Below are 25,089 nucleotides of genomic sequence, written 5' to 3'. Positions count from 1 at the left end.
GGATAACAGGCTATCCGCGGGCATCAAAGAGGCCCGGCCGGGTTACGCTGCTGCCCTTGTCGGACGGATGGTGATACGTCATTTCCTGATTTGGTCTTCCGACAAGCAAATCCAGGGAATAATCTATAAAGGTAAGCGACTGCTCGATCAGCTTCTGGTTCAGCTCATTGGCCAGCTTCAAACGCTGTAATGTGCCGGAAAGCTTCTGCTGGATCTGCAGCAGCCGCGATTTGTCCTCAGGGTCAAATACAAGGCGGGACAGCTCGGTCAGATTCAGATTCAGATTGGAACGGATTCCAACCCCCTGAAGAAAAGCAAATGCCGCTCCGGCACGCTGCTCTTCGAGCTGTCCAATCACCTTCATCAGCTTGGACTCACGGTTCATGATGTCAATCAGACCATCCACCTTATTGTCCATAATGGTCTGCTTCTTAAAAGCGGCCAGCTCCAGCATTTGCACATGTGCTTCGTCCAGCCGCTCAAGCAGTTCTAATAATGTTGTAAGTGCCATGGGTGTATTCACCTAATTCTCGGAGGATTGCTTAAAGTAGGGGGCGAGTGTCTCTGCGAGCTTGGCTGCATCAACCTGGTAGGTACCTGCGGATACTTGCTGTTTCAGGCTTTCGATCTTGTTCGCACGTTCAGCATCAATCTTGCCGCTGTTCTGTGCCTGGAGCAGCTTAATTGCTTCATCCGATATCGATACCTCATCCTTGCGTGTACTCTTCTTCATCTGTTCCTGCCTTTGCGATTCCGCGGTGCGCTGATACGGATTAATCGCGTTAATTCGTCCGGTCTCGTTAATTTTCATAACTTCCACCTTCCTTCTAATATAAAAAAGCCGATAATCTTTACTAAGTTTATCGGCCTTTGTTGAAACATTCTTTATAGCTGCAAACGTTTTTTTGCAGATTTAATTAGTTGCGGAACTTATCAACTGCGCGGTAAGCAGTATTCGGATTCTTCTTTTCCCTCTCATTCTCAGCCGCTTCCTTGGCCGCATTCGCAAGCTCCTTGGTCAACCGGCTGCGGCAGCTGTCACACATATGCCCGTCACGTATGAGGGTTCCGCACACTTCACAAGGGAGCATCATATTAGGTGCATTCGCTATTGAAATCCGGCCCTCTCGGATAAACCGGGTGATTTCCTTAATGGAAATATCTGTGGCATCGGATAATTCCTGAATGTTGGTGCCTCTATTTTTACGCAGATATTCAACACAGATTTCATATTCATGCTCTAATTCTTTAACACAGGGCTGGCACAGGTTCATTATGTTCTTCACATACAACCGGCCGCATCTCGGGCAATTATCGACATTCATGTTTACCGCGGCTCCCTTCCTTACATTCTGTACAGCATAAACGTATCTTATTCTAATAAGATTACATGATCGCCGGGCTTTCGTCTATAAGCTGTAGCAGGTGGTGAGCGGGTTTCGTATATTTTCAGCGTTAAATGATGATTTGCAGTTACTATAGGATGGTTTGGTGGCTCATGCTAAGATCTTGCCCACGTCAGGCTATAAATCTCGGCAGATTGCCCTAGACTCCCGCAGAGCTGATGCAGTGCAGTGGCACAGGCCCGGATCGTGCTTCCTGTGGTATAAATGTCATCAACTATAATAATCTGCAGCGGCCGGCCCAGAAATTGGATCGGTCTTGAATTCAACTGGTTCCTCAAACTCTCCAGCACTTCCGGGTCCGTATTACCAGTAAAAGCATGCTGCATATCCGCCAGCCGCTCTCTTCTGCTCTTGAAGCTCTGCTTGCCGGTGTGGTGGGTACGCACAAGCAGCGGAAGCTGCGGCACCTTCCTGCACTGTGATAATACCCGGGCCATTTGCTCCGCCTGATTGAATCCCCGTTCAGACAACCGTGCTGCGCTCACTGGCACAGGTACAAGCAGATCTGCATGCCAGAGAACGGGCTGGCTAAACCGCCTGGCTGCTGATAAAAACCGCCTACTGGCAGGCCTCTGCACAATGCTCCTGCTCTCGGATTCCCTCTGCTCTTGTTGCAACATAGAATATGCCTGGTCCAGCATCAGACCGAACACAGGCCCCATGCTCTCGTTTCCCCGGTATTTATACTGGCCCAGCAGTTCACGCATTTCACTTGTGTAAGCTACCGCACTGCGGTTACAGACGATGGGTAATGGATCACAGCTGCGGCTGCAGTCGGGACAACCGACATGGCGTCCGCAAACCAGGCACCGGGGGCTGCGAATCCAAGGAACTGCCTTCTGGCAGCTCTGGCATATGCCGGGCAGTCCAGAAGAGGGCGGGGCTCTATGTCCGCAGAATAAACACTCATGCAGAGACGGGGCGATTAACCGGCGGATATGCTCTATCCAAGATTGTAAGGATTTCATTTATACAGGTATGCCTCCTTTAGTTATGTGCAGGATTTCTTTATAGCTAGTACAGCATCAGAACTAATCATGTGACTATGACCATGATCGGACCTTAACGCGCCAGCGCCTCATTTCCGCAGTTGCAAATGTGATGTCGTAAGCGCTTGAATGACAACAACTGTATTTTTTACAATAGAATGCTGTGAAAACGCCTTAAAACTAGAATCTATTGTACTCGGTACATTTGAATATTGAGCAAAGGCCATTTTTCGCCCCAAATGCTAAATTCCACTGTACGAAATACAATAGAATCTCAATTCACGGCCTAATATGGGCATTCTATTGCAGGAAATACAATCAGCTACTTTCAATGCTGTACTAGTCCTTAATGCTACTTATAGGGTTTATGTAGAAAAGCTTACCGGCCCCGCAAATATCCCTGTTTGCGTGCCAGCCTGTTCATGCTCCGGATTTGGGCAATTGCCCTGCGCTGCGCGCGGGTCCACTCCGGGGAAGCAAAGTAGACGAAGCCGGCAGGATCATCTTTGGAGCGCCCGGCCCGGCCGGCCATCTGGACCAGCGCAGCTTCATCGAACAGCTCGCTGCCCGCATCGAGTATGAACACATCACTGCGCGGAACCGTTACTCCCCGTTCCAGAATGGTTGTCGTCACCAGCAGGGAGATTGAGCAGTTGCGGAATTTCAGCACTTTCTCTGCTCTCGAAGGATCTTTGGATGAGGTGCCCTCAATAGCAATCCCCGGATAGATTCTCCGGAGCAGCTTCAGCAGGTCTTCAATCAGGGCAATCCGCGCGACAAACAGAAAAATCTGTGCCTTCCGGTCAAATGATCTCTGCAGGGCCTGCAACAGACCCCTGGGAAGCCGCCCCTGCTTCAGGCAACGGCGTAAGGGTGGCATATGCAAATGCCGGGGAACCGGCAAGGGATAGCCGTGGAAGCGGACGGGAACCCGGGCATGCGGAAGTTTCCCGGCATCCGCTTGACGCTGCAGCTCGACCGGGGGCGTAGCCGAGAGATAAATGAATGCACCGGCAGGCTTGCACACCTGCTCAGCAGCGTAAGCCAGCATAGGATCATTATGATATGGAAAAGCATCCAGCTCATCAATAATGACCAGATCAAAAGCTCCATGAAACCGCAGCAGCTGATGCGTCGTCGCCAGCGTCAGGCTGCCCCTGCTCCAGCGGTCTTCGCTGCCGCCGTACAGCACAGCTGGCCCGCCGCCCGGGAAGGCCCGGGCCAGCCGGGGCGCAAGCTCCAGCACGACGTCGCGCCGCGGCGTCGCAATCAGCGCCCGGCCTCCGGCGCGCAGCGCTGCCTCAAGGAGCGGGAACGTAATCTCCGTCTTTCCCGCTCCCGTCACCGCCCAGAGCAGGAACCGCTCTGGTCCTGTTGCGGCGGCGGAGCTTCCCGTCCGCTCCGCCAGGAACCCCAGCGCAGCGGCGGCCGCAGCCGCCTGCGCTGCGCTCAGCCCCCACCGGCGTGCCGTTACGGTGGGGGACACCCCTGCCGTGCAGCGCACGGCAGGGAGCGGTGCGCTGCGCAGCAGCAGCGCGCAAGCCCGGCTGCGCCCGAGTGCGAGGCAGGCCTCGCAATAGGCGCAGCCGGAGAGGCCGCACGCGGCGCAGGCCGTGCGGCCCGTGGGTACGCTGCCGCAGCGCAGGCAGCGTACCGCCCCGGCGCGGCGGGCGGCAGCGCCGCGCCGGGACAGGCGCAGCGGCAGGCGGAGCGCCGCTGCGGGCAAGAAACGTACAGCGTCTATCCTGTGACGCTGCACCGCCCCCGGAGCACCAACACCCGCCTCAATCTGCAGTCGCTCCTGCAAATACGCCAGCTGCGCTGCAGCAGGCCATATCTCTGCCAGCTCGGGTAGCTGCTCTGCCACCAGTGCTTCCACTTCATTCTGCAGTAAAGAACGCCCCTCCAGTGCCTCCCCCAGCCGCTCTGCTGCAGACAGCAGCAGCTCATAACGATCTTTCTGTCCCTTCACACCCCAGCCAGCAAATACCGAAGGCGAAATTCTGCTCATCCCGGCTGATTCCGGCCCGCTAGCGCCCTTAACCGCCTGCACTTCTGAAAGCTCAATAATCTCAATCACCTCAAAGGGCCAATCTTCCCCTCGCATCCCTCCCACTGCTTGTTCCGACTTAATCTCAGCCTTTAATAGATCCGCAGCATAAGTTCTCCACTTCTCTTCCTTCCACGCTGTCATCACATCTCCAAACTCGCAGGCAGCCGCAAGCTTTACCGCCCAGCCCAGCGGCAAGGATCGGGCGAGCAGCACCAGCTTGCCCGCCGCCCGGCCGGATTGCCTGTCCCTGATATCGCTGCTATCCTTACCAATCCTGTTGCCCGGACTCTTCTGGCTGCTCCTGCTTTGACTACCGCCCCTGTAGCGACCTTCCCAGTCAGCCCGCGCCCCCTGCCACCACCATTGATCCACAGCCAGATCCAGTGAAACTCTTGCTTCCCAGTTCCCTTCATACTTGACCGCATAGACTGCCGCCTTCACAATCCCGCCTCCTAAACTTAAAATTGCCGGCTATATAACAACAACCCAGACTATTCCCCTCTTACAGCGCGATTTGCAACTCATCCAGTATTAGACGGGTTACCGCTTAAACCACAACAAAAAAAGCACACTCCCCCATTGCTGGAGAGTGTGCTTCACCCGTTGCCGACATATTCAGTTATGCTCCGCCATGCTTTGATCCGTATCCCCCGCTTCCCGGCAGCCGCATCATCCGCAGCGGAAGACGCGGCTCCTGCATCCGCAAATCGACCACCATTCTCTCCGGCGGCTCATTCCCATTACCGCCGCTGTACAGCGACAGGACCGGAGAACTGCAAACATCCAGCCGTGAGGCAATATTCAGTGTCCCGTCCGCGGAGCTATCGTCTGCCACAGTGACCTGCAGGGGACTGCCCGCCCATGAAGCATGAAAAGCCAGAATGCGGATATACCACTCCACAACAGCTTCATGATTGCGGGTAATCAGAATGTATTGAAGCCGCTTTCCAGGCCGCACATGCTCCCGGGTCTTTCCCCGGTGATGCAGGAGTTGAACAAGGGCTGCCGCGGTTGCATAAATGGACATAATCCAGATTAACTGGGTTATCATGGAGCTGCACCTCCCTCTTATACCGACACTATATGCCAGCGGTAAAAGGACGGTGACAGCCCAGAATTCCATTGTTCAGGCAGGTACATATTTAAATCAGCATTTTGCAAAATTCGAATATCATGCAGACTGAAACAATACTTTGACTGCCGCTTAAGCATACGGGTGCAATCAAGTTATGTACCGTTTTATAAGGATCATTAGGATTCTCCAAAACGCTCAATTAAAAGTTTATGCGGGATGCTATAAAGTTACCCAGCCATATTTAATCGAATTGATTACTGCCTGCGTGCGGTCATCCACTTCCATCTTTTGCAGTATGCTGCTCACATGGTTTTTGACCGTCTTTTCACTGATGAACAGATATTCACCAATCATCTTGTTGCTCTTGCCTTCTGCCATCAGACGCAGTACCTCTGCCTCACGGCGGGTCAGCGGATTGTTGTCACCAGCCACAAATTTGACGCCAGCTTCCTTGACGGCCGTCTCGGCAATTGCACCTGTCTCATTCAGGTAAGTCATGCGCCGCAGCTGATTGATCAGCTTACCGGTCACCTTCGGATGAATAAAGGCATGGCCCTCACATACGGAACGGATCGCATTAATCAGCGACTCAGCCTCCATATCCTTCAGCAAATAACCATTCGCACCCTTGCGCAGTGTCTCAAATACATAGCTTTCGTCATCATGAATCGAGAGGATGATTACTTTTACATCCGGGAACATTTCCCGTACCTTTTGCGTAGCCTCTACACCATTCTCAATCGGCATATTGATGTCCATCAGCACGATATCCGGCTTATTGATGTTGCAGAATTCAAGCACCTGGATGCCGTCCCCGCATTCGCCAATAACCTCAATATCATCCTCCATATTCAAAATGCGTTTAAGCCCTTCACGAAACAACTGATGATCATCGGCCAAAAGAACTTTTATGGGCGACTTGCCAGAGTTTTGGTTCTCCATCACATTACTCCTTTCCTTTTTCCACATTTGTCGGAATGTGAATTACAATCGTTGTGCCCTGATTCTCGGCTGATTGTATTTCCATTCTTCCCTCCAGCAGCTCCACACGTTCGCGCATGCCCACCAGTCCAAAGCTTTCGCGGTTGCCTTGCTCGCTGACTTTCTTCACATTGAAGCCTAATCCGTTATCCTTCACGACTATCTTGATCAATTGTGCCTGATACGTGATCTCCACAAGTACATAGCTTGGATAGGCATGCTTGGCCGCATTGGACAGCCCTTCCTGCACCAGACGGTAGACCGCCGCCTCCATCGCTGAAGTCAGCCGGTGTTCCTTGCCCCTTGTTTCAAAAGAGGTGCGGATCTTCGTCTTATCCTCATAGTCATGCACATACTTCCGTAGGGTCGGAATCAGCCCCAAATCATCAAGCGCCATCGGACGCAGATTAAAAATAACCTTACGCATTTCTTCCAGGCTGTAACGAACCTGCCCTTTTAAATCTATTACTTCGGCTTGCACCAGGCCAAATTCCTGCTTTACCAGCATTCTTTCTACAATTTCCGTCCTTAGGACTAGATTCGCCAGCATTTGAGCAGGACCATCATGAATTTCCCGGGCAATTCTCTTCCGTTCCTCTTCCTGAGCCAGGATTATTTTGAGTCCGATCATTTGTCTGTTCTTCGCAGATTCGACAATTCTCGTCACCTGACCTAGTTCTCCGGACAGGTATTCCAGGACCACGCTCATTTGCGAACCGATCGATTCCGCCCGTTCTACAGAATTCTCGACACTGCGGGTCCGCATTTGCAGCTCATCCCGTCTGCTCCGCAGATAAGCTTCCCGCTCCCTGGTCATCATCAGTTCAAGCTGCAGCTCTGTCGCCTTCTCATACGCCACCCGGATGTCCTTCTCGGTGTAGCGGACAAAGTCCCGGCTGACCTCAGTCAGCCGGATCCGGGAGCGGTGGTACTGCAGCTCCAGCTTGTCTACCTTCTGTAATGTTTCATCCGTTTCTTCCATGACCCGCTGCAGTTCTTTGGTGAGTGCAGCAAGCTCATCCCGTGCAACCTGCAATATTTCAAAAATCTGATACTTGCTGCTCTCCATCACGTCGATGGTATTCTTAATGACGCGATCTATCGCATCGGTTTGAAATTCCACGGATGCTTGCCCCATTTCTATCGAATCGTATTAAAGGCTTTCCTTTATACTAACATATCATGATTCGATAGTTACGGTCTTCGTTTTCTGTTCCCATTTTACGGTGAGTCCCAGCTGTTCTGTCACGAGTCTAAGCGGTACTAAAGTCCTGCCATTCAGAATTAACGGTGCTACTTCAGCACTCTGGCGTTTCCCGTTCAGCAGGAATTCCTTCTTGTTTACCGTCAGATCCAGCGCTTTGGATCCGCGGAGCACCATAATCTTCTTGGTATTCCCATCCCAGACTGCGTTGCCGCCAAAAGCGTCCAGCACGTATTTAATCGGTACATAGGTGCTGCCGTCCTTCACGATTGGCGCTACATCCAGCGCCTGCTTGGTTCCGTTAACCGTCATCGATTTAGCTCCAATGCTCATCGATGCTGTTCCTTTTGGCAATCCGGCCTCACTGGACAGCGAAGGCATGACGAAGGAGATGTTATCAAAGGCTACCGTGCCTGTTTTGGCCCGCTCATCCTGACCTTCTTCTACATTTACCACGTACAGCCGCTTAAGGGAAGCTGGGAATTTAATCCCGGAGCCGGACAGATCAATATTCAGGCTCTTCCAGCCGTTCCAGTCGATCACCTTGGCCAGATCAATATATGCTGTTGCCCCGCCGGCATCCGTTACCTCGGCACGCAGCCAGTTTAAGCTCATATCACCCATAACATCTACAGACATAGAGGTTGCCGTGGCCGGAATGCTCTTGCCTGCAGTTCCGTTGAACTGGGCGTAAGCATACATTTTACCCGTACCCGCCGTCATATCATAGCTTAGCGACAATACCTTCGAGCCGGCCCGTTCCGCACTGCCCGGAACAACCGCTGCAGTCCCCGTAACTCCAGCTGCATTGGTCGTGAAATCAAACGGATAAGTGGTATTCTCGAAATCCTCCCATGCCGTCGCCACGGCTGCCGAGAGCACAACTGCCGTGCTGAAGCCGTCATAGCGGGCAATTGCATACCCGGTAGTTACGCCCGGATCAACCGATTCCACCGTCAGCTTACCGTCACCTACAGCTCCTTTAAAGCCGATGAATTCCCATTTCAGCGACGCGGCTGGAACGGTAATCGCCGCTCCGCTCTTTGCTACTGCAGTAACAGGAACAGCTACTGAAGCTCCTGCAAGCAGCGGTGCTGTGGCTGTGCCAACTGTCAGACTTGCCAGATCCTCTCCGCCGAGTACAGTTACCTTAGTCTCTGCACTGGCTGAGCCGCTGGCCGCTTTCAGTGTGGCCGTCCCGGCCTTGACCGCTGTTGCCTCCCCGGCATTCACTGTTACACTTGCGCTGCTGGAGGTCCAGGCCGGATTACCGGCAGCCACATCGATTGGATTATAGTAAGTATCATAGCCTTTCAGCGAATACGAAGCCTTTTGCCCGATTAGAAGTACTGAATTGCCGCTGATCTTGATTCCCTTTACTTCACCTTGCGGAGCAGAGGTGTACACACCAAGCCCGTTTACGATGCTGCGCTGCTCTGTGCCATACTCAGTATTAAAGGTCAGTGTAGTCGAGGTCTCTGCCAGCGGACGGTCTACCATGGTTGTAGAGCCGCCTCCGTCCAGATTAATCCCTTTCCACACCCCGATATTCGTCATGAATGACTGCAGCTCTGTCAGCGACAGCCCGGCACTATTGTTGTTCTTCTCTGCTGCAATCACGTACACATACCGGCCGTCTTCTGAATAACCCAGAGCTGTACGGGCACGATAACCGCCGATGCTCGTTGTGGAACGGGAGAAGGCCGCAGCCTTGCCGTTATTCACCAGGATGGTATGTCCCCCGATCATGGTTTGCAGCGTGGACGGATCAAGCTCCTGCTGTGTGGTTTTAGAACGTAAGGTGTATGCGCTGCTCAGCTTTTGACCAACTGCCAGATGAGCTTTTACAAACTGGGCTGCAAGCCCGTGTGTCCGCAGAATATAAGCCCCTTCCGGTACTGCAACCGGCAGGGCAGCGTCCAAAGAGATCTGGGTAACAACATCATTCTCTACCAGCACCTCTGTCGGTGTTGTAGAGCTGTTCTTAGGCCGTTCCAGCGCCGTCCAGGCGTCTGTATAGATGTAGGCTGCATTTGAATGGCTGTAAGTGGAGCTACCGCCTTCGGGGTTGTAGGCCCCCTTATTAATGCCTGATAACGGGAACTGTGAGCCATCCTCCGCCGTCAGCATGCCTTCGAAGCTGTATTCATCAATTATCGGTTTACGGTCTTTGGTCACAGCAAAAGCATACATTCCATCCAGCTGCGAAGGGGTGGATACTACCACGCCACCAGATACTTGTCCACCGATGGGCGAGCCTTCGCCGCCGGTATTGAAGTAGTCTCCATTCACCGCTGCTACCGCTCCAGTCTCAGCAGCCATTCCTCCTGTGCTTTGCCGGGTAGTCAAATTACCGCCCTTACCGGTCATTACATCTACAGAAACATATGGATTATTCAGATCGACACGGATCACGTCAGCAAGGCCCGTGACACTTTTGCCGGAACGTACGGTCGTAATTTTATATTTCATCATCATAGCGCCTGAAGTAATAACCTCTTCGCTCAGCTTGGATACTGAGAAGGAGGCTGCTGCAGCCTGTGCTACTGGTGCAGATCCTAAATGGAAGAAGGAAGGCCCGCTGTTACCGATAACCGGCATGATCCATAATACACCCGCGAGTGAGGCAGCAACCCATCTTTTAACCGGAAGCCCCTTGTTCCCCTTCACCTGCTCACCACTGTTGTTTCCCGTAAATACTTCATTCATTTCAGCGTTACTCTCCCATCTTATTTACTTTTAATCTACTGATTTCAGGTCCGGACACTAGCATATACTATACCGTTACACCTTTAATAGACTGCTTCCAGGCTGAAAAGTTGCGGATTTGCTAGATTAAGGGCTTTGGCTTCGAGGCTGACTCAGATACTTTGCGGGGGCCCCGAAACATATAAATTCTTATATTACGAAAAAAACCCGGCACAAGGCCGGGCACTGGTTAAACCTGCAGCTATGAAATTTTACAAGTAACCCGCCATGGACAACATCCGCTGCAGCATTACGGCTGCCTGGGCGCGGGTCGCATTGCCCTGAGGCTGGAATTCAGTCGGCGTCATCCCCAGAATAATTCCCTCCTGGACCGCTTTGGCAACAAATTCGGCACTCAGGTTCTGTATTTTGGCTTTATCTTTAAAAATACTAAGCGCCGAGGCCGAGGTGCCGCTCAGTGTAATCGGATTACCGGAGTATTCCATGGCCCGGATAATCATAATCGCCAGCTGCTCCCGGGTAATATTATCATCCGGGCGGAAGGTGGCATCCGTATTTCCTGTAATAATACCGGCTTTGGCGGCAGCCCCGATATAATCTCCGGTTTGTGTAGAAGGCTGTACATCCCTGAAACGCTGGGCTGTTTCACGGTCACCCAGCAGTCCCAGTCCGCGGCTGAGCATGACAGCGAACTCTGCCCGGGTAATTTTCTGCTCCGGCTTGAATGTGCTGCCGTAGCTGCTGTCGATGATATTCTTGGCGGCGAGCAGGGATACGACTGAATTGCTCCAGTGCTTGCTCATATCGCTGAATGTCCGGGTAGACAGGAAGGTTCCGACTACCTGATTGCCGGTTGTCGCTGCCCGGATCACTGTGTAGCTGCCGGTGGTGCTGATTTTGGTCGGCAGATAGACTGCATCATAGTAGGCCAGATCCAGCCGTGCTGCCGAGGTCTGATCATTATTTAACGTTGAAGTGGTACGGGCGGCATACTCAGCAGATACACTCAGCGCACTGGCGCTAGTGAAGTTGCTGCTTATTGCTGCTGTCAGCCGGATATCTGTAAGCCCGGTTATGCCCTTCAACCCTTGCGTTCCAAGCTTCTGCTCGAATGGAGTGAATGTACCTGCCGGAACCTTTTCCATCCGTATGATCAGTGAAATATTACTGCTGTCGGCTACCAGGCTGGCAGCCAGGCTGTTCATATCTACATTGTTTAGCGGAAGTGTGTACAGATTATCTCCGTACCGGATTACAATCGTAGCCTTCTTATCACGGTTCACCGCATTCAGAAGCGGCTTCAGCGGTAAGACTACATAAGCAGCCGGTTCCGTTGACGGAACTTCAAACGCAAGAACCGAACTTCCCAGCTTACTCAAATAATCATAACTCGCAGTCAAGCGGTCTGCTGTCAGTGTATATCTTTTGACTGACTGGCTGTATACAGAACGGTCATCGGCAGCAGCCGCTGAATCACTCTTCAACAGCGGATATTCCTGGCCGAACTCGCTCGCGGCGAGCGTCCCCAGATAAGCCGGACGGCTTGCTGTAGCCGAAGAGGTTCCCGTGCCGTTGTAGACCGAAAGCGCGGTAAATGAAGGCAGCGGAATTCCGCTGGCATCGGTTATGGCGCCGGATCCGGCCATATAGGACAGATCTACGACTTGACCTGTCTTAACGATGGTGGATAACGTCAGCTTCAGCACATTGCCTGATACATAATATGACTGCACGCCTACACTGCTGCCATCCACTCTGACTCCAAACTGATTAACGTATAGTGCAGCAGTTGAAGTCTGCATGTTCTTACTGAATGTTACTGTAATTTCATCACCGGATATCACGGCAGAACTGATGTCAGGCACAGAGGTTCCCGTACTGCCCGTTACCGCCACTGGCTGCAGATTAAGATAGGCGGCACGGTTACCGTTCAGATCCGTAAGCCCGGCACTGCCCGGCACATAAGAAACCGTTGTATATTGATTGACTGTAAGTGCATTCTGAAGCGTAAGTGTGACCTGATTGCCGCTTACTGCAACCCCTGTCACATAATTCGCAGTACTGCCCACAAGTACAGAGAATTGACTGTTCAGCGGAAGCGCCGCAGTAGAAATTCCTTCATTGTAAGTCAGCACTACTTTCTTTTCCGCCCCTACCGCATTTTGAAAGACAGGAGCTACCGAATCACTGGTATTGCGGATATAGAAGTCACTGAAATTAGCAATGTTCTGGCTGTACGAATCCTGCAGCGGATAGGATCCGGCATAGTAAGTGACTCGAACAGTCTGGCCATTTGGGGCAGCATTGTTTAACCCGAGAACAATGGAGTTGCCGCTTGAGGTAATACTGTTCACCCCAAGAGAGCCGCCGTCAGCATATACATAGAATTGACTATAAGCATTGGCGGAGACCGCTTTAAGGGTATCATTGAAATTCAGCGTAACGGTTGTGCCTGATAGTACCCCATCCCGCGGTGCAGGCAGAGCCGACTGGATGGCATTGGTCACCTGCTGTGAAGTAAACGTCCCGGCAGCATTGCCAGAGCTGTCCTGAATTGTACGCAACCCGCCTGAGTAACTGATTTTTACGATTTGTCCGACCGCAACCCCCGTAGATAACGTAATGTACACACTATCCCCTTGAACAAACACGCTGTCGATCGTCCGCTTCTCATCATTCACGGTTACGGCAAAGCTTGAATAGAGCAGGGCTACCCCGGCGTTCAGGGTTTCATTATATTTCAGACGGATCGTGCGGTTATTATCAAGCTGTGCCGATGTAAGCACTGGAGATGTATTATCAAGAACATTCGTCTGGAAGCTCCAGGAGCTCCGGCCGCTTATCCCGTCATACATCAATCCGGCAGTATTAGCATCCGTGAATACACCCTTGGCGATATCAACATAATAGGTCGAGGCTGGCTCAAGAGCCGTTGCTGGTCTGATGATAAACTCCTTGGAGGAACTCCCGTTTTCCACAGTGACCGGAATTTTCGTGCTGCTACCGTTGCTTTTATATAGAACTACGCCGCCATCGATATTATTGTAAACAGCATCCCGGTTAAAAGTGATGGTCATTGCTTTAGATACCGCCACCGACTCACTGCGGTCCGCCGGAGACAAAGCGCTTACAGCAAGGCCGGACAGCGGGGTAGTCGTAAATGTCCAGGTATACGGACCGGAAGCCGGAAACACATTTCCATCCCGGTCATAAAAAGCCCCTTGAGGAATGGTTACAGTATAGGTTGTTCCGCTTAGTAAAGGTGAATCATTCGAGGCTGGTGTGAACGTAATTGTCTTCTCGCCGCCCCCGACTACTGAGGTTGAGTTCACATTGACCCAGCGCGTTCCTGAACCATCGGCTGTATTCGGCGAGACAGTAATATATCCGGCGGCGGGCATCATCGGCCGGTCAAAGCTCAGCCGGAACACTTCTGTTGTAGGCACGTTAACCGCCCCCTTTTCAGGGACAGTAGTCACATTCTTAGCCTCTCCGCCCACTGTCGAGAAGCTCCACACACTCCCGCTGGATATCCCTGCAAAGGTCCGGTTATCCTCAGCCTTGAAAGCATAAGCATCGATAAGTATGTAATAATTGCTGCCCGCCGCCAGCTTCCCCGTTGCAACTGCGAGCTTTACCGTAGTCGAGACAGCATCACTCTGGACATCGACACCTGAAGCACCTTCTGATATTTGATATTCCTGAACGGTATCATTGCTGAAGGAGGACATCAAACGGATAGTTCCGCCGCCTTTCAGCAGCTTTTTATTCAATTTAAAACTGAGCTGGGTTACTCCCGCAGCATCGACTCTGCTATTGGCCGCTGGCGAGAACTCACTTGCTGTAATGGCAGGGTCATTCTCAGGAGCTGTAAGGAAGGACCAGCTGGCAGCCGCAGAAACGTTACCTTCACTATCCTTGAACAACCCTTGCGGAACCGACGCTGTATACTTAGTATTAGGCTGGAATTTCTTATCGGCTCCCCATTTAATATCATATGCGTTAGAGCTGCCCACCACCCCATAGCTGCCGGTAGCAATCTTTACGAATTCGGCTTTTGAATCACTCGCTATGATCGTGATTTCACCATTTTGCGGGCTTACCTGCCGGTCAAAGCTAAGTCTGAGATTCGCTCCTGTGTTAACATAATTTGCTCCTACAGCAGGAGATACTGTTATGCCGAATTCAGCGGCGGCGTGGACTGCAGAATTTGTAAACCCGTTCATGGGCTGCCAAGCTCCCATCATCATGCTGCCTGATAGAATAATCGCTGTCCAGATTGAAATTTTCCTTTTCATGCTGTGATAGACTCCTCTCAAGCCATACTTTCGTCTTTTCGTATACTCTTATATTCGGTTAATCGGCTTCCAAAGTTTAGAAGAGTGATTGCAGATGGCGGACAAACGCAAATAACCCGCAAAGGCTGCTCCATTCATGGAGACTCGCCCCTGCGGGAAAGGTGTGCAGTTCTTATTTTATTAGATACCTGCCTGCGCCTTCAGCATGTCTGCTTTGTCGACACGTTCCCAAGGAAGGTCAACATCCGTGCGGCCGAAATGACCATACGCTGCAGTTTGTCTGTAAATCGGCTTGCGCAGATCCAGCATAGAAATAATGCCTGCGGGACGAAGATCGAAATTGCTGCTGATCAGCTCCGCCAGCTTCTCTTCACTGATTTTACCTGTTCCGTATGTATCTACATTGATCGAGACAGGATTTGCTACACCAATCGCATAAGCCAGTTGAATCTCGCATTTGTCGGCAAGTCCGGCAGCAACCAGATTCTTCGCTACATAACGTGCTGCATATGCCGCAGAACGGTCAACCTTAGTTGGATCTTTACCGGAGAATGCACCGCCGCCATGACGGGCATAACCGCCATAAGTATCAACAATGATCTTACGTCCAGTAAGACCGGCGTCTCCTTGAGGACCACCAATAACAAAGCGGCCAGTCGGATTAATGAAATATTTCGTAGCTTCATCCAGCAGTCCGGCTGGAACAACCGGCAGGATAACATGCTCTTTGATATCTGCCTGAATTTGCTCAAGCGAAATCTCCTCGGCATGCTGCGTGGATACAACAATGGTATCTACACGTACAGGCTTCTCATCCTGATACTCAATGGTAACCTGAGTTTTGCCATCCGGGCGCAGGTATTCCAGTGTGCCATCCTTACGCACTTCAGCAAGACGGCGGGCAATCCGGTGAGATAAGGCGATCGGCAGCGGCATAAGTTCAGGAGTTTCATTGGTAGCAAAGCCAAACATCAAACCCTGGTCACCGGCACCGATATTTGCAGTTTCTTCAGCTACCAGCAGCGGATCACGATTCTCCAGGGCAGCATTAACCCCTTGAGCAATATCAGCCGACTGCTCATTTAGCGAGCTTAGCACTGCGCAGGTATTATAATCGAAGCCGTATTTTGCACGGGTATAACCAATTTCCTTAATGGTATTACGGACAATTGCCGGTATATCTACATATTCCGATTTGGTGCTGATCTCTCCAATGACAAGCACGAGACCTGTAGCTACAGCTACTTCGCAGGCAACGCGGGCGTTGGGATCATTGGCCAGAAATGCATCAAGCACAGCATCGGATATCTGATCGCAGATTTTATCCGGATGCCCTTCTGTTACAGACTCAGAAGTAAACAAATGGCGTCCTTTAATAGACAAGTACATCAACCTCCCATATTGTTAATCGACACTGTATAAGGGGGCTCCTTAGTAAATAACAGGCCAAATAAAATTAGTAGAATCTGATAATGGTATGAGACCATTTCTTCAAAAAATGAACCTTTTCCGCATGGAAAAGGTTTAAGGCTTTCCTCAAAGGTCATATTATCTTATTTACCGGGTGCTGTCAATTGAAGGCAGCTTATGTGAAAAGAGACTGCTCCGCTTGTTTGATTAATCTCTTCGTGATTTCCCCGCCTACAGATCCATTATCTCTGGAAGTCAGATGTCCCAGATACGGGGTTCCTCCCATTGCACCTGCTCCTCCGATAACTCCCAGCTCAGAGGCAAATTCAGTATCCGTACCTCCGCCATAGCTTGCTCCATATAGTCCAAATTCAGAAGCAATTTCAAACTGCATTTGTTTCAGCATTGCCCGGCTCTCTGGTACAACTGTACGATTAGTACGTGCCATGTTACAGCACCTCCTGCAATTTTTTTAAGATTACAGGTAGTATTGTGTACGAGTTTCGAAAGCCTCAGTCAGCTCAATGTTTGTCAGCTGTGGGAATGAGTTCCGGGTGTATGTTGAAACCAGTTTAGGGGCATCCTTACTATTAGAAAAGAATAAGAAAAGCAATACGTTTATTCCGGAAAGATTACTTTAAAGTATAGGTGCCGCGCACCATAACAACTAGTCCTAAAGTTTGGCCTTCTTGTACAGTAATCCCGCGTCCATCACGCGGAAATGACAACAGGTGATTAGATGGTGCTGCTAATCCATTGGCCAAGTCAACACCATCAGTCAGGTCAGCAACACCATTGCTGTCCTGGGAATAGATAACTGCTTTTCCTGCCCGGACGATAAATTCAGCACCTGCACCGGCAATCAATGTCTGTCCAGGTTTGACATCAACAATTTCCACAGCATTACTTGTACTACCAGAGCTTCCGCCGGATTGTGTAGGTGCACTTGTTGGAGCTGCCGTTGCTGCTGGTGCGGTCGTTGCACTTGGGGCCTGTGTTGGTGTACTCACAGTGCCTCCGCCCTGTAATACCTTCTGAATTTGCTGATCTACATAACTTTTGGTAACTACCGGGTCATCGGCAGTACCAGGCTGCGATCCAACACTTGCACCTTCAGCTGTAGTATTCAGCAGCGAACCTGCCCATACTCCGCCTGCTAACAACACTGCTGACATCGTAATTTTCCAAGCCGTTTTCAACTGAGTTCCCCCTCATATCGGAATAAGTGGCTATAAAAAAAGAATAGCCTCCGAAGAGGCTATTCTTTGCTTCGGTAATCGGAGATTACTTAGCGTATACTACAGTGCCAGTAGTAACCTTGTTGCCAGCTTCATCAGTGAAGGCAGCATCAACTTGGCCAGTAGCAGCATCCTTAGCATTTACTGTAACCTTGATCGCATTTACATTGCTTGCGTTCAGGTCAGAGTATCCAGCTACAGTCAGGTGCCATTTACCAGCATCGCTACCAGTACCTTTAATTGCATCAGTAACTGTAACTTTCTCGTTGTTTACCAGAACAGTAAAGTCTGCTTTAGTAACACCAGTAACATTCTCAGTGAATGTCAGAGTGATCCAGCTTGTGTTACCAGTGTTAACTGCGGCAGCAGTCAATACAGGAGCCACGCCGTCTTTCAGAACTGGCTTGATAACAGCTTTATCAGTAACAGTTGCAATGTTGCCTGCAGTGTCAGCGATACCGAATGCTACGAATTCAGCAGCTTCTGTTTTGCTGATTCCAGCCTTAGGTACGAATACCTTAGCTACAGCAGATGTCAATGCGCTGCTAGCAGCACCCTTATCCAATCTTTCAACAACAACAAACGATCCGCTTGGAAGAGCTTTGCTACCCAGTGTGTAGCTGGAAGCTTCACGAAGCGATGCTACGTTCAAGCCAACAGCATCTTGAGCATATACGTTAAACTCAATGTATCCAGGCTCATCAACAGAAGCCTCAGTGTAAGTAATAGAAGATACTGTTGGTCTTGTTGTGTCGTTAGTAGTTGTTGTAGCAGCAGACACCACTACAGCAGTTGCTGCGGACACATTAGCAGCCTTAGACAAGTCTTTAACCAGACCTTTTTCAATACGGAGAGTGTAGTCGCCGCTCAGGCCAGTAACTTTAGGATAAGTCAATTTAGCGCCACTTACAGTTTGACCAGAGAAGTCAAGTGCAGATGTTACATATGCGCCAGTAGCATTGTTGATCACTCTTACAGTAGCACCAACAAATTCGATATCTTCATTGAAAGTGATAACCAGACCCTTCGCACCATAAGTAGCGCTTGCTACAGAAGGAGCAGTGCTGTCTTTAGTCAAGGAAATCTGTTGGGAAAGAGCTGTTCCCAGCGTGTTACCCAAAGTATCACGTACTGTTGCACCGAACTGCAGTGTACCAGTGAATGTACCGGATGAAGGGAAGTCGAAGTTAGAAGGCACTTGCAGTTTGATTGTATCGCTATCTGCAGTGGACTTCAGAATCATGTTGCCAATCTTGTCTCCGTCAGCTTTGAGCAATCCAACGTTACCGGAGAAGGACTCGAAGCTAACTTTTTTGTTGAACTTAACGTTAACGTACTGGTCGCTAACTGGAGTAATGCTTACAATTGTAGGAGCAGCAGTATCAGAAACAACCGCTACAGAAGTTTTGATTGGAGCAGCTACATTGCTTGCATAGTCAGAAACGTTAGTCAGGGATACATCATAAGTTGTACCGCTGTTCAAAGTACCCGCAGTCAAGCTGAATGTATCAGCAGACTCTCTGTATACAGAAGCAGCTACACCGTTAACAGTAGCAATGATACCAGCAGGTTTAACTGGCTCGCTGAATTGAACATATACTTTGTTTGTTGTAGTTTTAGCTACAGCATTGATAGCTTTAACTGTTGGAGCAACAGTATCTGCAACAGAAATCAGCGTGCTGTAGGTAGGAACAGCTGTACCAGCAGCAGTCTCAACAGCATCAGTAACTACGACAGTGTATTGACCTTTCAGGTAGTCATATTCATTGACGTTGAAAGTAATTGTCAGTTCAGTATCAGCTGAATTGAACGCTGCACTTGCGCCATTAGCAACAACGGCTTGGCCGCTAACGTTTACTACTTTAATAACATCAGTAATCAGCTTGTCGCTATCGATTACAGTATCCTTATCAATCGCACGGTTGAATTTAACAACCAGCTGCTTAGCGTTTGGAGCTTCTACGGCAACAACCTTAGGAGCAGCCAAAGTTACTTTTGCAGTGTAGTCTTTTTCAAGGTGTTTGAAAGGAACTGTAGTTTCAACGCCTTCTACCAGTGGAGTAGTCAGGGTTACAGTTGTAGTTGTTTTGTCAGAGAAAGTAACTACCACGCTTGTTGGGCTTACTGCTTCAGCAGAAGCTACAGTCAAAGTAGCTTGTTGACCAATCTGATCAACTGCATAAGCTGTTTCTACTACCAAAGAACGAGTAGCGTTAGCTTTGAAGTTAGTCGATTGAGCAACCAGACCAGCGTTGATAACGGCTTGAGCATAGCCCTTAGCCCATGCGGATGCGGAGTTATCAGTTGTAGTAGGAGTTTCCAGTTTCAGAGCGCGGAACAATACAGCCGCTACTTCTTCAACTGTTACTTTACCGTTGTAGTCGAAGATACCTTTAACAGTATCTTTACCTTGCATCAGGTTAGCTGCGGAAACAGCTTCGATGTAAGGAACTGCCCAGTTAGTAGCTGTGTAACCTTTGTCTTTGTAAGACAGTTTACCAGTTACTTCAGTAAGACCGAACAATTTAGTAACGATCTTAGCGAATTCTGCGCGAGTCAGGTCTTTCTCAAGGTGAGCTTGACCGTCTGGGTATCCGTTAAGAATACCTTTAGCTGCCAAAGCATTAAATGCTTGTTCTGGAGTTACCTTTGCTGTTTCACCAAATGCTACAGAGGCAAACATCGAGAATGCCATTGCTGTAGATAATGCTACGGATAAAATTTTCTTCATAACCTTTTTTTCTCCTCCTTGGACGTTCATGAACTGAGATTTTTCTTTAGTTGGGTAGCTCATGTCACTCATTAGCCGATGCACCCCCTTTCCCGAGTTGAGCATATTAAGTATAAATAATGTCTGTGACGGGTATCACAGAAACTTGTAAACAGGTTCAAGGCAGACTAATACTAGATTCCTAATTCTACCTAAGTATTATACAATGTGCCTCTAGTCACGTAAAGCTAATTTTTCCACCCGGCAATGTACTTTATCCTTAATAGGATTAGGTATTTGCCCTGTGCAAGTGACTCTACATCTTAAACGCAATAGTTTTGAGAAAGTTGCGCTTGGTTTGAAAAAAGTTTTTTCTTTTTTTGTAAGTGCCCATCATTCCAATAGAAGAACCATCTGTATGTTCTTCTAACTATTGTTAATGTTGGTTGGCTACGGGAATCAGTATAGCACAGGCGGTTTCTAACCGTCATTAAGCAATATTTGTTAAGTTAATAAACATAATCTGCCACACTTAAACCTTGATACTTTCTAAAATCACAAATCAAAAAGCGCCGTTTCCGGCGCTTCTGTAAGTACGGTTAATTAGCGGATCTTCATGGAGAGCAAAATCAATTCCTGACGTTTCTCAGGACTGGCATTGACGTTCTCATACATAGCATCAATTGCACTACGGTTCTCGCGGTAGCTCTTCTCATGCTTAATTGTGGAGTGCGACCACTCGATTAGTGCATTCTCGGCAATAACGAGGTCATTATATGCATCATGGAACCCTGTAAAAAGAACCAGCTCTTCCATCAGTTCTTGCGTAATTTCCTGCAGCGCACGTTTGGCCGCTATTTCTTTCTCCAGGATTTTAGCTCTATTCTCAAACAGATTCTTTGCTTTCGTGTAATCCAGCTGCGCTTTTGATAAAATCGGTTTCATCGATGGCTTTCACCTTTCAGAAAATATTATTTTCTAAGTTATTGTAACGTAAAACGGTGCAGAATACAAAGTTAATGTGCACACTATGTAATTAAATTACAATAAAGCAGGCCCGCGAACAGTTTTTTCGCGGGCCTGCTGTTCTGATTTACATTAGTTGAAGTTTTTCGGGAAGATGCTTGTGCTCTTCTGCAGCAGTGCTACAACAATTTTACCGGCTTCCGCTCTTGTAAGCTTGCCCTTGGGATTGAAATTATATACAGGCTTGGTTTGTCCGGTAATCGTTGCTGCGCTGCCTTCCATAATCTTCGCCTTTGATACCGCCTCAATTGCCGGTCTGGAGTAGAAATCCATACTGCCTGAGTCTACGAAGGATTTGCCCAGACTCGTCAGCAGTTTCGCATCGTTGGCAGACATTTTAAGCTTAAGCGCCCTGGCGATCATTACCGCTGCCTGCTCCCGTGTGAGTGACTGGTCCGGGCCAAAGAATCCGTCACTCAGGCCCGTTATTATACCTGCCCTTGCGGCTGTTTCAATACTCTTGAAGTTCCATGTTGTAGAAACAGCCTCCGGTACGATATCAAAGAATGTTTGTTTATTATTATCATAATTCAGCGGGATGCTCAGACCTGTTACAAGCAAGGTAGCAAATTCACCGCGGGTTGTTGTATCATCCGCGCCGAAAGCATCTGAACGGATATTGGTCATGATTCCTTTGGAGTACAAGCCGTTCAGAAGGTTTCTTGCCCATGGATGATTGGTAATGTCCGTGAATCCTCTGCGCAGCTTCATTACAGTATAATATCCAAATTCATCAAACGGTACAGTAACGGTATGACTCTTGGTATCCACTTCACCGCCGATATTCTCCCATTTGCCGGCATCCGTGTAACGGAATACTGTGACGGTTGAACCCACTTCATCCACGATACTTGAATTGAAGCTCAGCGTCAGCTCACCGCGCTGTGACGGAACAATTTTGCGGGTCTGGCTGTATTGAGTGAAATATCCTTCTATAGAATAAGGAGCAATTCCGTTGGTTGCTGCAATATACGACTGCGAGCCTTGCGTCCCTGTTTCACCAAGTCCACCATTTAGCCAATAAATATCAGATACTCTGGTGAAGTTATTGGTATTGGCGGTAGATGTAAATCTCAGTACCAGCTCTTGCGGGATTACGAGCGGCAGCTTGCCGCCAAGGGTCCGGCTGTCGGTCGGGCTGACGTTAATGATATTCCCGTAGTCATTAGTCCGTTCTACAACCCCGTCTACAGGATCTGCGATCCCGAAGAGCAATTTAGTATCCGGATAATACTTCGCTGCTCCAGTGGTCGTATAGCCCTTCATAATCGTCCCTTTCGGGAAAGTAAGCTGGAGCGCCTTGTTAAATACAGAATACTTAGTGGCTACTTTCTCAGCCATGAACTGTGTGTCGATTTGTATAGCACTTGCATAGTAGACGGAAATCGTATCATTCAAGGTAGAGTCTGCACGAACAATTTGAATCTTGATTGCTGTCGCCTTATCCGGTTTCAGTCCTACAAAGTCATAAGTGAAACGGTTATCCAGGTCGTTGCGCTTGACCGCTTCGTATTTGTCGATCATGACTTTGGTTGCACCTTCGGCTTCAATATCGAAGCGGACAAAGTTCTTATTCACTACGATCTGGTTACCTACTGTCGCAACCGGAGACAAGACACGGTATGGCGAAACCTCACGGGTAACTTCAAGACGCTGGGTTGTTCTTGCCCCTGTCTTATTAATCAACTCAATCGTGTACACATGGCTTCCTGGAGCGTCAAATTTGAAATCACGGAGGCGCAGAAGGAAATCATTGCTGCTGCCAAAGTAATCAAAATATTGTCCAGTAGGACCATACGGTAGCGGTCCAATTAGCTTGTCATTGGTAGCCAGCATATCCGTCAAGCCTGCTGAGGTGAAGATCAGCTCAGAGCCTCTGTAGAGATTTAGTATTGTAGCACCACCGCCGCGCAGTACCAGGTCATAGCTGGTTGAGTTGGTAGTATACTTCTCATCTTTATATACAAACTCTGCCGGCAGTGTAAGAATTTTGTTCCGTTCAGCTTCATTGCTGAGCGACTGCATCGAGAAGGCTGTCCGTCCGGTTCCCAATGCTGGGTGAAACTGCGACAAATTCGATACATTAGTATCAATAATATAAATCTTCAGCTCTTTGGTGATGACCCGCTGATTTTGTCCGTTATCCTGGGAAATGCCCGTAAATACTATTTTGTTCTCACCATATACGAGCGGTCCTGATTGGGTGATCCACAGATCGAAGCTGAACGTTTTCTTGCTCTGATCCACGCCCAAAGCAAATTTGTTTGATCTATTTACACCTTGAACGTCCTTCGTATCCGGAAGAGAGTTGCTGTCGATCCCGTTAATTTGTACCTGGGCGCTTACGAAGTTTTCGAATCCGATATATTCCCCGGCAACATTTAATTTGGTATCCGTTGAAGAACTGAACTCATAGGTCTGGCCATCCTGTAAATTACTTACATAGATATAGTTCTTAGAAACATAAGAAATTTGGGCGTTATAGTAGGAGTCAGATGTGCCATAACGGAACTGTACGTTCTGCTGTCCGTTTGAGAACCCTGTAATCCGGTAAATATATTCTGTTGCTCCCTGCCCCGTCATCCCTGTAATCGGAGGATCACTCAAAGCAAGTGATTTGTTGCTGAGCGGAAGATAGTTGGCAGACAATTTGGAGGTTCCGATAGGCACATTGGTTTTGACCATAATGTAGAAGTTATCCTTCTCCATCTGCTGTCCGTTAAGCGGCAGCTTGGAAATCCCCGCAATGCTTCCCGATCCGCTGTAGTCTGAGAGATAGTACATATCCGTAATGACAATTTCACCAGGCAAATATCTGTAGGAATATACTAATGAAGAGCTGTACGTACCGTAGTCGATAGCTAATGTGAATTCATTTAAACCTGTAATCAGCGTCAAGTCTGCATTTGTGTTGAATTTAACCAGCCTGTAGGCCGGGGTCACACCATCCGCACCCGGAATAACCAGTTCAGAGCTTACATTAATTCCAGTTACAGGCACAGCGCCTGTAGCGCCTTTGTTAATCGTCAACTTCCCGGAAGAGGCAAAGCTGTTTGCGTTATATGGCACCAGAACTTCTCCGGAAAAGCCTGCCTTATTAGTAGTATTGTCACTGAGTGTCGGAATGTTATTCAGGATATTATAGGTTCCGGCATTATGCACTAAGCTGAGTGAAGCATACGGCTGATCGTTATCAAAAAAGTATAATGAGCGTTCAATGTCTATAGCATCAGAAGCATTCTTAATATTTAACTTGATCGTGCTGAATCCGGGCTTCAATGTCAGTGAAGGAGAGAAGAAGGTTCCATCCTCAAGCAGTGTAGTAGTCAGAATTGTTCCACCGTTCACAGACATGGTAACCTGTGTAGCGTTTGATACCGTCCCTTGCAGCGTAACTGTGTCGACAGGAACCACCACTTGGGTACCTTCGTTTAGATTCAGTGCGGTCGGCCCGCCAAGTACTTTAAGGGATGAGATATATGGCACCTTATCATACAAAACATAAAACGATTCCGAACGTGTCAGGTTCCCCTGCAGACCGGAGAAGGTTACTTTATTGAATCCCGCATACAATACAACACCGCTTGTTGTAAAACGGTTGCTCGGATTATTCGCATCCGGGGTAACGGTTCCCGTAGTAAGACGGGTGGAATCAGTTGTCCATTTCCCGTTCGTACCCTGAGTCAGCTGTTCTACCGTAACCTTCATTGTGGAAGAAGTTACCTGGGAGTAAGTTCCTGTAATAGACAGAGTCTGGTTTGTAGTTAAAAAAACGCTGTCGCGGCTGATTAGCCCTGCTGGAGTCGGCGTGGCAGGGACAACATTCGGATCAAGAGTAACGGTATCCCGTAGCTTGTTTTCATCTGGACTAAAGTACGTCGTAGTGGCTGCTGCCGCCTGGGGCATATATTTGCCTGGGAACATAGAAACAATCAGAGCCGCCAGCAGCAGCCATACGAATGGTCTCTTAAAGCGTAACATGTGTATATC

General features: G+C 49.1%; 16 protein-coding genes. All 16 read right to left on the bottom strand.

Annotated elements, in window-relative coordinates:
• Window positions 1–10: 10 nt before the first annotated feature.
• The 16 genes from LOS79_RS27335 to LOS79_RS27260 all read right to left on the bottom strand — a co-directional run bounded on the left by LOS79_RS27335 (window position 11) and on the right by LOS79_RS27260 (window position 25,080).
• Window positions 11–511, bottom strand: a complete 501-nt coding sequence (locus LOS79_RS27335) for a flagellar protein FlgN (protein WP_315413824.1) — start codon at window positions 509–511, stop codon at window positions 11–13.
• Between the two features lie 12 nt (window positions 512–523).
• Window positions 524–811: a flagellar biosynthesis anti-sigma factor FlgM gene (gene flgM / locus LOS79_RS27330; RefSeq protein WP_315413823.1), complete on the bottom strand. Its 288-nt coding sequence runs from the start codon at window positions 809–811 to the stop codon at window positions 524–526.
• A gap of 106 nt (window positions 812–917) precedes the next feature.
• A complete protein-coding gene (locus LOS79_RS27325) occupies window positions 918–1,325 on the bottom strand; it encodes a TIGR03826 family flagellar region protein (protein WP_315413822.1) in 408 nt (135 codons plus the stop codon).
• 176 nt (window positions 1,326–1,501) lie between these two features.
• A complete protein-coding gene (locus LOS79_RS27320) occupies window positions 1,502–1,891 on the bottom strand; it encodes a ComF family protein (protein ID WP_315413820.1) in 390 nt (129 codons plus the stop codon).
• 883 nt (window positions 1,892–2,774) lie between these two features.
• The gene (locus LOS79_RS27315) at window positions 2,775–4,889 is read right to left on the bottom strand and encodes an ATP-dependent helicase ComFA (protein WP_315413819.1); all 2,115 of its coding nucleotides are present in this window, start codon (window positions 4,887–4,889) and stop codon (window positions 2,775–2,777) included.
• 178 nt (window positions 4,890–5,067) lie between these two features.
• The gene (locus tag LOS79_RS27310) at window positions 5,068–5,499 is read right to left on the bottom strand and encodes a hypothetical protein (protein WP_315413818.1); all 432 of its coding nucleotides are present in this window, start codon (window positions 5,497–5,499) and stop codon (window positions 5,068–5,070) included.
• Between the two features lie 243 nt (window positions 5,500–5,742).
• Window positions 5,743–6,465: a response regulator gene (locus tag LOS79_RS27305; RefSeq protein ID WP_315413817.1), complete on the bottom strand. Its 723-nt coding sequence runs from the start codon at window positions 6,463–6,465 to the stop codon at window positions 5,743–5,745.
• 4 nt (window positions 6,466–6,469) lie between these two features.
• The gene (locus LOS79_RS27300; RefSeq protein ID WP_315422478.1) at window positions 6,470–7,627 is read right to left on the bottom strand and encodes a sensor histidine kinase; all 1,158 of its coding nucleotides are present in this window, start codon (window positions 7,625–7,627) and stop codon (window positions 6,470–6,472) included.
• A gap of 57 nt (window positions 7,628–7,684) precedes the next feature.
• On the bottom strand, window positions 7,685–10,417 hold the full coding sequence (locus LOS79_RS27295; protein WP_315413816.1) for a stalk domain-containing protein: 2,733 nt from the start codon (window positions 10,415–10,417) through the stop codon (window positions 7,685–7,687).
• 251 nt (window positions 10,418–10,668) lie between these two features.
• Entirely contained in the window at window positions 10,669–14,715 is a 4,047-nt protein-coding gene (locus LOS79_RS27290) for an Ig-like domain-containing protein (RefSeq protein WP_315413815.1), read from the bottom strand.
• A gap of 180 nt (window positions 14,716–14,895) precedes the next feature.
• On the bottom strand, window positions 14,896–16,098 hold the full coding sequence (metK, locus tag LOS79_RS27285) for a methionine adenosyltransferase (protein WP_315413813.1): 1,203 nt from the start codon (window positions 16,096–16,098) through the stop codon (window positions 14,896–14,898).
• Between the two features lie 202 nt (window positions 16,099–16,300).
• Entirely contained in the window at window positions 16,301–16,573 is a 273-nt protein-coding gene (locus LOS79_RS27280; protein ID WP_315413812.1) for an alpha/beta-type small acid-soluble spore protein, read from the bottom strand.
• A 184-nt stretch (window positions 16,574–16,757) separates the two neighbouring features.
• On the bottom strand, window positions 16,758–17,324 hold the full coding sequence (locus LOS79_RS27275) for a hypothetical protein (RefSeq protein ID WP_315413811.1): 567 nt from the start codon (window positions 17,322–17,324) through the stop codon (window positions 16,758–16,760).
• Between the two features lie 85 nt (window positions 17,325–17,409).
• The gene (locus LOS79_RS27270; RefSeq protein WP_315413810.1) at window positions 17,410–20,166 is read right to left on the bottom strand and encodes an Ig-like domain-containing domain; all 2,757 of its coding nucleotides are present in this window, start codon (window positions 20,164–20,166) and stop codon (window positions 17,410–17,412) included.
• A 510-nt stretch (window positions 20,167–20,676) separates the two neighbouring features.
• The gene (locus LOS79_RS27265) at window positions 20,677–21,018 is read right to left on the bottom strand and encodes a hypothetical protein (RefSeq protein WP_315413808.1); all 342 of its coding nucleotides are present in this window, start codon (window positions 21,016–21,018) and stop codon (window positions 20,677–20,679) included.
• 153 nt (window positions 21,019–21,171) lie between these two features.
• Window positions 21,172–25,080 (bottom strand): S-layer homology domain-containing protein, encoded by a 3,909-nt coding sequence (locus tag LOS79_RS27260; RefSeq protein ID WP_315413807.1) that lies wholly within the window; start codon window positions 25,078–25,080, stop codon window positions 21,172–21,174.
• Window positions 25,081–25,089 lie beyond the last annotated feature (9 nt).

The sequence above is a fragment of the Paenibacillus sp. MMS20-IR301 genome, assembly GCF_032302195.1.
Classification (GTDB): domain Bacteria; phylum Bacillota; class Bacilli; order Paenibacillales; family Paenibacillaceae; genus Paenibacillus_AQ.
Note: the sequence above shows the minus strand (reverse complement) of the source record. Positions and strands in the feature narration are given on the sequence as shown.